Source organism: Papillibacter cinnamivorans DSM 12816, assembly GCF_900176335.1.
GTDB classification, from domain to species: Bacteria; Bacillota; Clostridia; order Oscillospirales; family Oscillospiraceae; genus Papillibacter; species Papillibacter cinnamivorans.
Window position 1 is genome coordinate 46287 of the sequence record NZ_FWXW01000007.1, and the last position, 12572, is coordinate 58858.

Consider the following 12572-nt stretch of genomic DNA (forward strand, 5'->3'; position numbering starts at 1 on the left):
ATAATCCCGCCCTCAGACGATAAGTCTCCTTTGACAAGAAAGGCAAGGACGCAAATACCCCATTTATAGGCGGCGAGACGCTCCGGTACGAGGTGGAGATCATTCGCAGGCTTCAGCCCCGCCGGCAACAAGCCCGTATAGGGCAAGCGCAAACCGCCGGCTAAGCTGCGGTTTTGATTCACGGTATTTGTCAGCCCGGAAGGAGGCCCGCCTGAACCGCTTCTTTTTTCAGCTGTTCCCGGAAGCTGGGGTGGGCGATGGAGATCATGGCTTTTACCCTGTCCCGGACGGGCCGGTTGTAAAGGTCGGCGATGCCGTACTCCGTCACGACGTACATGACCTCGGAGCGCGGCGTGGTGACGATTTCCCCCGCGGGCAGGTTCAGAGTGATCTTGGACGACAGGGTGCCGTCCTTGTTTTCCAAAGCGGAGGCCATGCACAAAAAGCTCTGCCCGCCCTTGGACAGGGCCGCTCCCTTCACATAGTCCAGCTGCCCCCCCGTGGAGCTGTACATGTTGTGCCCCAAGGTCTCGGAACAGACCTGGCCGGTGAGGTCCGCCATGAGGCAGGCGTTGATGGATACGAAATTCGCATTTTTCCCGATCTCATAGGGGTCGTTGACGAAGCTGATGGGGGCAAGCTGCACATTCCCCTGGCCCACGAACTCGTACAGCTCGCTGCTGCCCAGGCCGAAGGCGGCCAGCATCTTGCCGTTGATAACGCCCTTTTTGGCTAGATAGACCATGGAGTCGGTGAACATCTCGGTGTGTACCGAGAGATTTTTCTTTCCCTCCAGCCCGTAGCCCACGGCGTTTGCGAGACCCCCCAGCCCCACCTGGATGGTGGCGCCGTCCGGGATCCTGTCTAGCAGAAGATCGGCGATCTTTTTGTCCACGTCGGTCACCGGCGGCTGCGGAAGCTCCGGAAGCTTATGGTCGAACCGGCAGATCCAGTGCACGTCGTCCACGTGGATGCGGTGCTTCATGCCGGATACCCTGGGCTGGTATTTGTTCACCTGGACGATGATCTTTTTGGCGATCTCCGCCACCTCGCCGTTCACCGAGACACCCATGGGCCCATAGTACAGGTAGCCCTCCTCGTCGGGCTCGGACACGTCGGCCAGGAGGGTGTCCACCTTGTAGACCGTCTGAAGGGCGGAGAAGATCTTGGAAAGATGAATGGAGTTTACGCTGACGTTGCCCACTTTGTAGAAGTTTCTTTCAAAGGCGCCGTAGAAGATCGTGTGAAAGTTCAGCTTTCCGATGTACGCGGGGGACTGGAGAAATTTATAGGGGTATAGGGCCATGGCGGTGATGAGATCCACGTCGTGAAGCCCCTCCGCCCTTGCAGCCAGCGCCTCCAGCAGCTGGATGGGGGCGGCGGAACAGGCGCCGAACCAGGCCTTGTCCCCGGACTCGATTTTTGCGGCGGCTTCCTCCACGCTAACCAGTTTGCTTTCAAATACTTCCTGCCAGCTCATATTTTCTCTCCTTTCATGTTTCACGTTCCGGCCGGCCCGGATGCGCCGGACCTGCCGCCGGTAAGCGGTATTCTGCATCGATCCGCGCCGGACCGCCTCGGGGAACGCAGGGTCTTATTCGAACTTGGGGCTTCTCTTTTCTACGAAAGCCATAACGCCCTCGATGAAGTCCTGGGTTTTGCCGCACTCGGACTGGGCGTGGACCTCCGCCGGGATGAAAGCCTCGAAATCCTTGAATTCGCTTTCGTAAGTGAGCTTTTTAATATAGGCGTAAGACAGGGAAGGCCCCCTGGCCAGCTGTTTTGCCAGCTTCAGGGTCGCCTGGTCCAGTTCTTCCGGCGCGCAGACCTGGCTGACGATCCCCAGCGCCTGGGCCTCCTTGGCGCTCACGGGGCGGCCCGTCATGGCCAGCTGTACCGCCCGGTTGACTCCCACGGCGCGGGTAAGCAGATACATGCCTCCCGCGTCCGGGATCAGACCGACGTTCACAAAGGCCTGGATGAACATGGAGTCCTCGGTGGCCACGCAGAAATCGCAGGCCAGGGCAACGTTGCACCCCGCCCCCGCCGCGGCGCCCCGGACAGAGGCGATCACCGGCTTGGACATTTTTTTAATTGCGAGGGAGACCTTCGCCATTTTCTCGATGTCTTTGGAAAAATCCCATTGGCCGGACTTGATCCCCTTGTACATGGCTCCGATGTCGCCGCCCGCGGAAAACGCCTTTCCGGCGCCGGTGAGGACGACGATCTTCACCTCTTTGTCTTCCTCGCACTGCCGGAGGACTTCCACGGCGTCCATGATCATCTCTTCGTCGAATGCATTCAGGTTCTGCGGGCTGTTGAGCGTTACAAAAGCGATGCGGTCCTGTTTTGAATAGATGACTTTCATTTTACTGCCTCCTTAGTTTTTTGTGTGGCCTCTATGATAATAAAACAAACGAATTACCGTTTTCTGCAAAAAGAAGAGAGCTTTAGAAAAAAATTGATCCCGCGCGGGGAAAACCGCAGGAATAGAAATCTGCGCATGTCCGTTTACCGGACATGCGCAGATAAAACATCAGCCTACTTTGATAACGAGGGAAGCCGCCTGGTCGCCGGCCGCGCAGCCGCCCACCAGCAGATATCCGCCGCCCTTGAGCACTGTTTCCTCGATGCCTTCCACCATGAGCCTCGCCAGTGTCGGCCCCTGGGGATGCCCGAAGACCATGGAGCTTCCGTAGTTGTTGAAGCTCATGGCGTCGATGCCAAGCGCCCTGGAAAGATGCAGGTCGTTTGCGATGAAGGGGTTGTGGTTCTTAACCGTCTTGACATCGGAGATTTTGATCCCGGCGCGCTCCAGCGCCATCTTGGCTGCCGCCGCCGGAGCCATGGGCATGAAGGCCTTCTTGGTCCGGGTAAACCCGTAGGAGAGGATCTGCAGCGGAATGGAGGGGTCCTTACTGAATGCCTTCGCCCGTTCTTTCGTTGTGACGATGACGCCGGCGCTCCCGTCGGCTGGGTGGGTCTGGGCGCCGAAGGAGTGGATTCCCCCGGGCATGACCGGTCCCAGGCGCTCCAGAGCTTCTTTGGAGGTTTTGGTGATTCCCTCGTCCGCCTCCACCAGCCGGACCTCTTTTTTGGAAACGGGAAGCTCGATGGGGAACATGTAGATCTTCTGGAAGGCCCTGTCGTCCTTCAGGGAATCATTGTACTGCTCGTAGCGCCGCAGCGTCAGCTCATCTGCCTGCTCCTTGGTGAAGCCGTTCTCCTTGGCCACGTTTTCCGCCGTCACCAGCATCCCGTATCCCGTGGAGGGGTCGCAGTTGATGTTGTCCATGTTCCAGTTCTCGGCGATCACTTCGCCTCCGGGACCGTTGGGATTGGGCCAGATGGTGTGCGGCCCGTTGGAGGTCCGGTCGGTGAGCAGGCAGTAGGGGGTTTCAAGACTTCCGGTCTCCACGGCGATGGCCGCGTTGTAGATGGTGGTTGTGGAGGTGGCGCAGGCGTTCATGACGGTATTGCCGGGAAGATTCGGGGCACCCATCATGTGGGCCGCCCAGGACGCGCCGTAGAACACCCGGTGCTGCCCGATGGTGATTCCCAGATAGACGTAATCGAATTCCTTGGCCGGGTCGATTCCCCGGGAGGCAAACCACCGCTTGCTGGTCTGTGCTCCCAGTTCGATGGAGTTTATGTTGGCGAGGGTTCCCTGCCACTTGCAGAAGGGGGTTACGTAATAGCCGCCGTAGGGAATAAACGCGTTTTGAAACATACCGTTCTCCTCCTTCGTTGTCAAATTATATTAAATTTTATGATACGCTCAATCAAACCGCGCCGTCGGCGAAGCCGAACGCCCGCATCAGCCGGCGGACATAGCGCTCCATGGCCTCCTCCAGGTTGTACCCGCCGTCCATGGTGCACCAGTTGTAAACCAGGCCCCGGGAGGCGATCATAAAAAACTCGGCCATTTCCTCGGGACTCTCGTCTTCTCCGCGCGTGCCGCTTTCCGGGAAGCCGGAGGACAAAACGCGGATGAGCACCCGCAAAAGCCCGTAGTCCCTGGGCCTTGAAAAGCAGCGGTTGTCCGGCTGGTAGAGAAGTTTTGCCATTTTGAGCCCCGAGCCCCGGGAGCAGTAGATGGCGTAATAGGAGAAGAATTTCAGGAGTTTTTCCTCCGTGGTCCCTTCATTGAGCAGAGGGGCCACCTCGTTTTCAAAGTAATCGTCGGCGATCTGATAGGTTTCGTAGAAGACGTCCAGCTTGGAGGGATAGTAGACGTAGAAAGTGCCGATGGAGACCTGCGCACGTGTCACAATGTCCCGGATGGTGATGTCCTGATAATCCCGTTCCTTCAGAAGGGAATAGGCCGCTTTGAAAAGTCTGCGCCGGGTTTCCTGTGCTTTGATCCGGCGGGGCACGACGGGTTTCTGTCGATTCGCGTCTGCCAAAACGCCTCCTCCTTTCGTTTTCGTGATGAGTGTCCTCTTTAAATCCATAATAGCATAGTACTGAACAGATTCAAATAATAATTTGTATAAAGTGGAAAACAGGAGCATCCGGTTCGGTTCTTCCTGTTGTGTTGAATAATGCCATATGTTGTAACCTATTGTATCGCTATTTTCCGCTTTGGTGTCTTTTGCGGCGCTGGTGATCGCGTATATCGCAATGAAAAGCGGATAAACAGATAAAGGGACAATCGAAATGAAAAAAGCCCGGGGGCAAGTGCCCCCGGGCTTTTCCGTCGTATGAACCGCGCCGCGTTTTGCCGTTTCCGGATCCTTCGGCTAGAGGACGCGGCGGACTATTCTTCGCTCTCCGCCGGAATTTCGCGCCCCGTATCGTCGAAGACCGGACTGAAAGACCGGCTCTTGGGTTTCGGATAGGGGAACAAACCGTGCCGGAGGATGCGCATGATGTTGTACACGTCCTGGTTTGTGACCTGCTCTTTCTTGTCAAAAATGACCAGCTTCAGGCCGTACAGGCTGTACCCTCCCATGATCAGATAGGCGGCGGCCGTAAGATTGCAGTCCAGAACCTCTCCGCGCTCCACGCCTTCCTGCAAGCCCGCTAGGTATTTTTCACAAAAATTCTCGTAATAGGATTTGAAAAACTCCGGGTCCGTGAGCTGGGATTCCCAGATGATGCGGTAGGCTACAGGGTGCTCCTGGATGTATTGGAGATACGCCTTGAGCCCGTAAAATTCCTTCTGGTAACGCGTGGTGTACTCATCGCTGGCCATGGATGTGACCATCCGGATCTCGTGGCTGTAGTATTGGAGCATATATCGGTGCAGGCTGAATTTGTCATTGAAATAGGTATAAAAAGTGCCCATTCCGATACCTGCAAGGTTGGTAACGTCGGTGATCGTGTATTCAAAATAACTCTTTTCGACAGAAAGTTTTTCCGCCGCCTCGAAAATTTTATTCAAGGTAGCTTCTCCGCGTCGGGTTTTTGGCGTTTTTAAGTATTCGGATTCCACAACTGTAATCCCCTCAATGTTAATTTGGCGGCTGTTATCTTTGGAATGAAAACGGAAATTGGGTTAAGTATACTACAGAAATTTTGCATTTGCAAATAGAACATACCTTAAATACGACACTCGAACCGTGCGTCGGGTTATGGGCATTCAACGGATTGCGGTGCATGCAAGGAGTCGGATAAAATGCAGGAATAATTGCAGAATAAAAAGCGGCGGCAAGAATATTTGTACAATATGACTAACGACATTTCAAAAGACGATTGACAAATAATACTTCATGCAATACAATATGAGACATGATTCGGGTCTCGAGTAATGCAAAATTCTCGTAAATGCGGGGGCATCGAGTAGGGTCCGGGGCCTGGAATAGAAAAAGTATGGAGGGACACGGAATGAACAGGTTGGAAGGAAAAATCTGTATCGTAACGGGCGCGGCTCAGGGAATCGGCCGGGCAATTGCGGAACTCTTCGCAAAAGAGGGCGCCGAAATGGTCTTCGCCGCGGACATGCAGGAAGCGGCTTATCCGGAAAAGAACATACGGGCGGTACGCCTGAACACCACGGACAGGGAAGGCGTCAATAAGCTGGTGGCGGACATTGTCGGGGAGTATTCCCATATCGATGTCGTGGTGAACAACGCCGGAATCACGAGGGACGCCCTCACTCCCAAGATGACGGAAGAGCAGTGGAACCTGGTGCTGGACGTGAATCTGAAGGGTCCGCACTATATGGCGGCCGCGGTGGGTCCCGTCATGATGGCTCAGGGCGGAGGCTCCATTGTCTCCATCAGTTCCATCATCGGACTGTACGGCAACGTGGGACAGGTCAACTACGCGGCCACGAAAAGCGGGATCATCGCCATGAGCAAGTGCTGGACAAAAGAGTTTTCCAGAAAAGGCGCCCAGGTGCGGGCGAACGCCGTGGCTCCCGGCTTCATCTTGACTCCCATCCTGAAATCCATGCCGGATGAAATCCTGGACGGTATGAAGAACAAAACTTTGTTCAAAAAACTGGGAAGTCCCGAAGATATTGCGAACGCCGTTCTGTTTCTGGCCGGCGACGAGTCCCGGTACATGACCGGGCAGGTTCTGGAGGTTTCCGGAGGCATTTCCCTGTAACCGGCTGCGGAATAAAAAGGAAAGGGTGCATAGGATGAGCAATTTTATTCAGATCCTGTTCAGCAGTCTGGAAATCGGCAGCGTTTACGCCCTGGCTGCCCTCGGGATCATCATTATTTTCCGCACCTCACAGCTCATTAACTTTGCCCAGGGCTCCCTGGGAATGTTCAGCGCATACATCGCGGCCTTCTTTATCCAGGGAGGAGAGTCCAGCCTGGAAGTCCAGGTCATGAAGCACAGCACCATAATCGCCGTGCTGGTGGGAATGCTGGCGGCTTTCCTGATGGGCGTCATCATCGACTTTCTGGTGGTGCGCCGGGCGAAAAAGCAGACCTCGCCCCTGGCTCTGCCCATTATCACCCTGGGTATCGTCATGATGCTCACGGGCCTGGCCCCCATCGTGTTCGGCGGAAATCCCCTGGCCTTTCCGCGGTTTATTGAGAACGCGTCGGTGAGTATCCTGGGCGTGACCATCATGGTCAATTCCATCGTCTGCATCATACTGGGATTCATGGTCCTGGCGGCGGTTTTTCTCTTTCTTCAGAATACCGTCTGGGGCCTGGCGGTGCGCACCACGGCGTCCAACGAAACCACGGCCCGGCTCATGGGCGTTCCCACCAAGATCGTCACCATGGTGGCCTGGGCGGTGGCGGCGGCCCTGGGTGCCCTTTCAGCCCTGATTCTGGCGCCTTCCACGGTGGTGGATATCGTTATGATGGACGGCGTGCAGCTTAACGCATTCATAGCCTGCGTACTGGGAGGATTCCAGACTTTCTACGGCCCCGTGATCGGAGCCTATATACTGGCCTTGACCAAGAACATCTTCGGCTTTTATATTTCCACAACCTGGGGGACCGCCATCAACTACGTGCTGATACTGATCTTCATTGTCATCCGCCCGTACGGTCTCTTCGGCAAAAAAACCGTGAAGAAGGTTTAGGAGGATAGCGGATGAAACTGACAAAAACGAAAACCTTCCCGTATTGGAAATACATCATCGTCTGCCTGCTGTTCCTGGTTATGCTTCCTCTCAACGCGGCGGGAATCGTCAGCGGTTCCACCCTCCTGATACTGGGAACGGTGATTTTCTACGCGGTGGTGGGCGTCGGGATGAATATCCTTTTGGGGTACTCGGGCCTTATCACCCTGGGCGGCGCCGGCTTCATGGGCCTGGCCGCCTACCTCAGCGGATTCTGCTCCACCAGGCTGGGCCTTCCCTTTATCCTGTGCCTTGTAATTTCCATCGCCGTCCCCACCGTCATCGGCCTTGGAATCGGCGTTGTCTCCCTGCGCCTGGAGGGCTTTTATCTCGCCATCGCGACCCTGGGGATCGGAGAGATTCTCCGGCAGGTTTTTGTGGAATTCGAGCCTTTCACCAACGGTTTTTCCGGGATGCGGGCGGCCTATCCCAAGCTGTTCGGCATCGTCCTCACCAGGGAAGTGACCTACGCGTTTTACGCCATAATTCTGCTGATCGTAATGATATTGGTGCATAACATCGTCAATTCCGCCACAGGCCGGGCGCTGCTGGCCATGAAGGGAAGCGAATCGGCGGCTCAGGCCATGGGCATCAGCCTTCTCAAATACAAGCTCATCGCCTTTGCGATCTCCACCGTACTTACGGCTCTGGGCGGCGTCATGTACATGCACCTCATCAAATACAGCTACCCCACCGTCTGGGGGCTTGGCATGTCGCTCAACTTCCTGTCCATCTCCGTCATCGGCGGAATGCAGACGGTGCTGGGAGCGGTGCTGGGTGCGCTCTTTGTGATCGCAGTGCCGGAGCTGGTGATCAAGCAGCTTCCGGTCATCGGGACCCTCACGGGCGTGGCCTACGTGTTCAACGGACTGTTTATCGTGCTTGTGCTGCTGTTTTACAGTGACGGCCTGATCCGCATCGGATCGGACGTGAAAAAATTGGTGGGGAAGATACGGGGGAAGAAAAATGACATTGACCAAAGAAGCGGTACATAAGGAGAGCCCGGATCTGAAGGAAGGCGTCCTTCTGGAATGTCGGGACATCTCCATCTCCTTCGGAGGCATCCGGGCCGTCTCCGACCTCACCTTTGACGTCCGGGAAAACGAGGTATACGGAATCATAGGACCCAACGGCGCCGGAAAGACCACGGTATTCAACATCATCACGCAGTTTTACAAGGCGGACAGCGGCGCCGTCCTGTTCCGCGAGGCAAACGGGAACGTCATAGACCTGGTTTCTCTGAAAACCCCCCAGGTGGTGCGGAAAGGGCTGGTGCGCAGCTTCCAGAATATCGAGCTCATCCGGGACCTGTCTTTGGCGGATAACCTCCTCGTAGGAGCCCACATTCATTTTGAGACCAGCGTCTTCAGCCAGATGCTCCGGCTTCCGGCGGCGCGGCGGGAAGAACGGGTGCTGCGGGAAAAAGCGATGCAGGTTCTGTCTTTCCTCGGACTTACGGACAGGGCCGATCAGCTTGCAGCGGGACAGCCCTACGGTGTCCTGAAAAAAATCGAGCTGGGCAGGGCGCTCCTCTCCGATCCGCGCCTCATCATCCTGGACGAACCGGCGGCGGGCCTCAACGACACGGAAACGGAGGATCTGACCGGTCTGGTGCATGCCATCAAAAAGGACTACAACTGTTCCATTCTGCTGATTGAACACGACATGCGCTTTGTGATGGATATCTGCCAGCGGATCTGCGCCATGTCCTTTGGCAAAAAGCTGGCGGTGGGGACCCCGGAGGAAATCCGGGCGCACCCGGCCGTTCAGGAAGCGTATTTGGGGGAGGAATGAAGATGGGCGGATTTTTGGAAATCGATCACCTGGCGGTCCGATACGGAAACATATCGGCGGTCCGCGGCATCAGCCTTCAGGTGGAGGAGGGGCGGATCGTGGCGCTCCTGGGCGCCAACGGCGCCGGAAAATCTTCCACCCTCCGGGCCATTTCCGGCCTCGTCGCACCCGCCTCTGGGAAAATCCGGTTTAACGGCGAAGACATCACGGGGGCGGCCGCCGAGCATATCGTGCGCCTGGGGATCTCCCACTGCCCGGAAGGGCGTCAGATCTTCCCGGACCTCACCGTGATGGAAAATCTCAGAATCGGCGCCTTTACCCAGAAAAGCAGAAAGAAGATCGGAGAGCAGACGGAGTTCTGCCTGAACCTCTTCCCCCAGCTGGCCGACAGAAAGGCTCAGATGGCGGGGACCCTGTCCGGCGGCGAACAGCAGATGCTGGCCATCGCCAGGGCCATCATGCCTTCGCCCAGGCTTCTGATACTGGACGAACCGTCTCTGGGCCTCGCGCCTCTCATTGTACGTGATATCTTCCGCATGATCCGGAAGATCAATGAAATGGGTACCACGGTTCTCATCGTGGAGCAGAACGCTCTGCAGACCCTCAAGGTGGCCGATTACGCCTATGTCCTTTCTTTGGGGACCGTGATTATGGAAAGCCCGGCGAAGAAGCTGCTGGAAAATTCGGAACTGGTAAACGCGTACCTTGGCAAATCCTGATCCGGCGATATCCACGAAGTTTTACGGCGCAGCCGGAAGGCTGCGTACGGGAAACGATAAGGAAAAAAGGAGGAACGTATCTTGAAAACTCGAAAAACCGTAAGACTCACGGCACTGGCACTGGCGATTCTCCTGCTTACCTCGGTACTCGCGGCCTGCTCCACGCAATCTGCCTCCACCGCGACCCCCACTCCCACAACACAGGTGGAAAACGCCCAGGGCGTAACCGACAACCAGATTCTCATCGGTAACTGCGCGGCAACCTCGGGCGCTTTCGGACCCGTCGGCATCCCCTACATAGCCGCCATCGAAGCGTACTGCGAGATGGTCAATGAAAAGGGCGGCATCAACGGCCGCGAGATCAAATTCATCCACTACGACGACGAGATGAGCCCGGAAAAGGGAATGGCCCTTTATGACAAGCTCATCAACGACGACAAGGTTTTCGCCATCGTCGGCTGCTTCGGCACCCCGGTTGTGGGCGCCGTTCTCCCCGAGCTCATTGAAAAGGGCATCCCCGCCGTCTATTTTGCCACCGGCATGCCCGCGCTGTACAACGCGGACGCCACGGGCAACGAGCGGTGCATCATGCCCGTGCAGCCCATCTACACCACGGAAGGCCACGTCTTCGCCGCATGGTCGAAGGGAACCTTCAAAGCCACCCGGGTAGCCATCATCTATTCCAGCGACGACGCCGGCAAGGGCGTTTACGAAGGACTCGCCGCCGGCTGCCAGGAATACGGGCTGCAGCTGGTAGCCGCCGAGCAGGTGCCTTACGGCGCTGAGGATGTTTCCGCCGCCGTCACCAAGGTCTTGGCCGCCGAACCCGACATCATCTGCAACGGCGCCATGCAGAACACCTTCCTTACCATCGGCAAGGAACTGGGCAAGCAGGGCAACACCGCCCCCATGCTCACCTCCTACGTCAACGCCGGCCCCACCTATTTCTCCCAGTTTGCCGCCGATATCAAGGGAAAATATGATATTTACGCCCCCGGCTGGGTGGATATGTCACAGGGCGGCGACGATGTCAGCCTTATGGGCGAATATCTGGCGAAGGTCACCAAAGAGGATTACAGCCTCAGCGCCTATGCCATGAGCGGATGGATCGCCGCGAAGTTCTTCTGCACGGGCCTGGAGAGGCTGGGCGACGGTCCCATCACCTGGGAAGGATACATTGACGCCATGGAGAGCGAGCCCATCGGCCTCGGCTTCGGCTCCAACTCCTACATCGATTATTCAAACGGAAAGCGCTTCGGCACGGAAACCCTGGCGCTCTACCGCATGGATATGGACGCCACCGGCTGCGTCGTAAAATATCAGGACTTCAAGACGGTGGATCAGATCCTGGCAGGAAACTGAGCATACCTACCTCCTCCTCATGGGTTTGGGGTGGGGCGGAGTAGCGAGAGGCTCCGCCCCATTCCCCCAAAAATCTAGCGGGCAACCGTATCAATATTAGAGAAGAAAAGAGTGTTGAGCATGTCAAACACGCGAGTTGGCGTTGTGGGAATGGGCCTGTATATTCCCGACAATTACTGGACTTCGGAATACTGCGCAAAACTCACCGACGGGCGATGGACGGCCAAGGCCATCGAAGAGAAACTGGGCTTCCGCAGAAAGCCCGTGGCCAGGTCCTGGGAAGGTACGCAGTACATGGGAGCGCAGGCAGCCCGGGACTGCCTGAAGAACACGGGCTTTGATCCTTTGAAGATCGACGCCATCGTATGGGTGGGCGAGGAATGGAAAGAGCGCCTGCTCACCACCTCCGCCCTCTACGTACAGAGGGAAGTGGGCGCGAAAAACGCGTGGGGCGTGGACATTTCCAATCGGTGCTGCACCTTTATCACCGGCATCAAGATGGCCAGGGACATGATCGTGGCCGATCCCAGCATCAATACCATTCTCCTGTGCGGCGGGTATCGGAACAACGACTTCATCCAGCTCACTAACCCCAAGGTCAGCATGCTATACAGCATCGGCTCCGGAGCCGCCGCCATGCTGATCAAGCGCGGTCATCCGGAAAACGAGATCCTGGGCACCCATTTCGTCTGCGACGGTTCGCTGTTTCACACCATGGGAGTGCCCATCGGCGGTACCGAGACCCCCATTACCCACGAGAATCTGGATCACTGGATGAACTATGAGATTTCCGATGGGGATTTCATGAAGGCGCGGCTCAACGAAGTGTCCATGCCCAACTGGTTCACCTGCATCGATAAATCTTTGGAAAAATCCGGGGGCCTCACCCGCAAGGACGTGGGATATGTCGCCGTGACCCAGTTCAAGCGCTCCATGCACAATTACATGCTGGGCGAATACGGCCTCACCGAGGACAACTCCACCTACCTCGAGGATTACGGACACGTGGGCCAGATGGACCAGGTGCTCTCCATAACCCTGGGGATGCAGGCGGGGAAGATCCACGACGGAACCGTGATCTCTCTGGTGGGCGCGGGCGGCGGATATATCTGGGCCGCGGGGGTCATCCGCTGGGGCAAAATCAAGGAAAAGTGAGGGAAACG

Annotated in this window: 12 protein-coding genes; 7 read left to right on the forward strand and 5 right to left on the reverse strand. The window is 56.6% G+C overall.

The annotated features are described in order from the left end of the window. Positions 1 to 190 precede the first annotated feature (190 nt). The 5 genes from B9A13_RS10885 to B9A13_RS10905 all read right to left on the reverse strand — a co-directional run bounded on the left by B9A13_RS10885 (position 191) and on the right by B9A13_RS10905 (position 5386). Complete coding sequence (locus B9A13_RS10885) at positions 191 to 1480, reverse strand: acetyl-CoA hydrolase/transferase family protein (protein WP_159448114.1); 1290 nt, start codon at positions 1478 to 1480, stop codon at positions 191 to 193. Between the two features lie 114 nt (positions 1481 to 1594). After that, on the reverse strand, positions 1595 to 2368 hold the full coding sequence (locus B9A13_RS10890; RefSeq protein WP_084235195.1) for an enoyl-CoA hydratase/isomerase family protein: 774 nt from the start codon (positions 2366 to 2368) through the stop codon (positions 1595 to 1597). Between the two features lie 168 nt (positions 2369 to 2536). Next, positions 2537 to 3730: a thiolase family protein gene (locus B9A13_RS10895; RefSeq protein WP_084235196.1), complete on the reverse strand. Its 1194-nt coding sequence runs from the start codon at positions 3728 to 3730 to the stop codon at positions 2537 to 2539. A gap of 52 nt (positions 3731 to 3782) precedes the next feature. Beyond that, positions 3783 to 4406, reverse strand: a complete 624-nt coding sequence (locus B9A13_RS10900; protein ID WP_159448115.1) for a TetR/AcrR family transcriptional regulator — start codon at positions 4404 to 4406, stop codon at positions 3783 to 3785. A gap of 353 nt (positions 4407 to 4759) precedes the next feature. Further along, positions 4760 to 5386, reverse strand: a complete 627-nt coding sequence (locus B9A13_RS10905; RefSeq protein WP_084235198.1) for a TetR/AcrR family transcriptional regulator — start codon at positions 5384 to 5386, stop codon at positions 4760 to 4762. Positions 5387 to 5829: 443 nt separating this feature from the next. Here B9A13_RS10905 and B9A13_RS10910 point away from each other — a divergent pair, with 443 nt between their 5' ends. The 7 genes from B9A13_RS10910 to B9A13_RS10940 all read left to right on the forward strand — a co-directional run bounded on the left by B9A13_RS10910 (position 5830) and on the right by B9A13_RS10940 (position 12564). Continuing rightward, positions 5830 to 6555, forward strand: a complete 726-nt coding sequence (locus B9A13_RS10910) for an SDR family oxidoreductase (protein ID WP_084235199.1) — start codon at positions 5830 to 5832, stop codon at positions 6553 to 6555. 34 nt (positions 6556 to 6589) lie between these two features. Next, entirely contained in the window at positions 6590 to 7495 is a 906-nt protein-coding gene (locus B9A13_RS10915; RefSeq protein ID WP_084235200.1) for a branched-chain amino acid ABC transporter permease, read from the forward strand. A gap of 11 nt (positions 7496 to 7506) precedes the next feature. Beyond that, the gene (locus B9A13_RS10920) at positions 7507 to 8529 is read left to right on the forward strand and encodes a branched-chain amino acid ABC transporter permease (RefSeq protein ID WP_084235201.1); all 1023 of its coding nucleotides are present in this window, start codon (positions 7507 to 7509) and stop codon (positions 8527 to 8529) included. Further along, entirely contained in the window at positions 8501 to 9328 is an 828-nt protein-coding gene (locus B9A13_RS10925; RefSeq protein ID WP_084235202.1) for an ABC transporter ATP-binding protein, read from the forward strand. Before B9A13_RS10920 ends, B9A13_RS10925 begins: the two co-directional genes overlap by 29 nt. Before the next feature lie 2 nt (positions 9329 to 9330). Beyond that, on the forward strand, positions 9331 to 10047 hold the full coding sequence (locus B9A13_RS10930) for an ABC transporter ATP-binding protein (protein WP_084235203.1): 717 nt from the start codon (positions 9331 to 9333) through the stop codon (positions 10045 to 10047). Between the two features lie 81 nt (positions 10048 to 10128). Then, positions 10129 to 11409: an ABC transporter substrate-binding protein gene (locus B9A13_RS10935; RefSeq protein ID WP_159448116.1), complete on the forward strand. Its 1281-nt coding sequence runs from the start codon at positions 10129 to 10131 to the stop codon at positions 11407 to 11409. A 120-nt stretch (positions 11410 to 11529) separates the two neighbouring features. Further along, on the forward strand, positions 11530 to 12564 hold the full coding sequence (locus tag B9A13_RS10940) for a 3-oxoacyl-ACP synthase (protein ID WP_084235275.1): 1035 nt from the start codon (positions 11530 to 11532) through the stop codon (positions 12562 to 12564). The last annotated feature ends 8 nt before the right edge of the window (positions 12565 to 12572 follow it).

Bases quoted from the DNA above. Each gene is read 5' to 3' on its own strand.
- B9A13_RS10885 (WP_159448114.1), bottom strand. From the start codon at position 1,480: ATGAGCTGGCAGGAAGTATTTGAAAGCAAACTGGTTAGCGTGGAGGAA.
- B9A13_RS10890 (WP_084235195.1), bottom strand. From the start codon at position 2,368: ATGAAAGTCATCTATTCAAAACAGGACCGCATCGCTTTTGTAACGCTC.
- B9A13_RS10895 (WP_084235196.1), bottom strand. From the start codon at position 3,730: ATGTTTCAAAACGCGTTTATTCCCTACGGCGGCTATTACGTAACCCCC.
- B9A13_RS10910 (WP_084235199.1), top strand. From the start codon at position 5,830: ATGAACAGGTTGGAAGGAAAAATCTGTATCGTAACGGGCGCGGCTCAG.
- B9A13_RS10915 (WP_084235200.1), top strand. From the start codon at position 6,590: ATGAGCAATTTTATTCAGATCCTGTTCAGCAGTCTGGAAATCGGCAGC.
- B9A13_RS10920 (WP_084235201.1), top strand. From the start codon at position 7,507: ATGAAACTGACAAAAACGAAAACCTTCCCGTATTGGAAATACATCATC.
- B9A13_RS10925 (WP_084235202.1), top strand. From the start codon at position 8,501: ATGACATTGACCAAAGAAGCGGTACATAAGGAGAGCCCGGATCTGAAG.
- B9A13_RS10930 (WP_084235203.1), top strand. From the start codon at position 9,331: ATGGGCGGATTTTTGGAAATCGATCACCTGGCGGTCCGATACGGAAAC.
- B9A13_RS10940 (WP_084235275.1), top strand. From the start codon at position 11,530: ATGTCAAACACGCGAGTTGGCGTTGTGGGAATGGGCCTGTATATTCCC.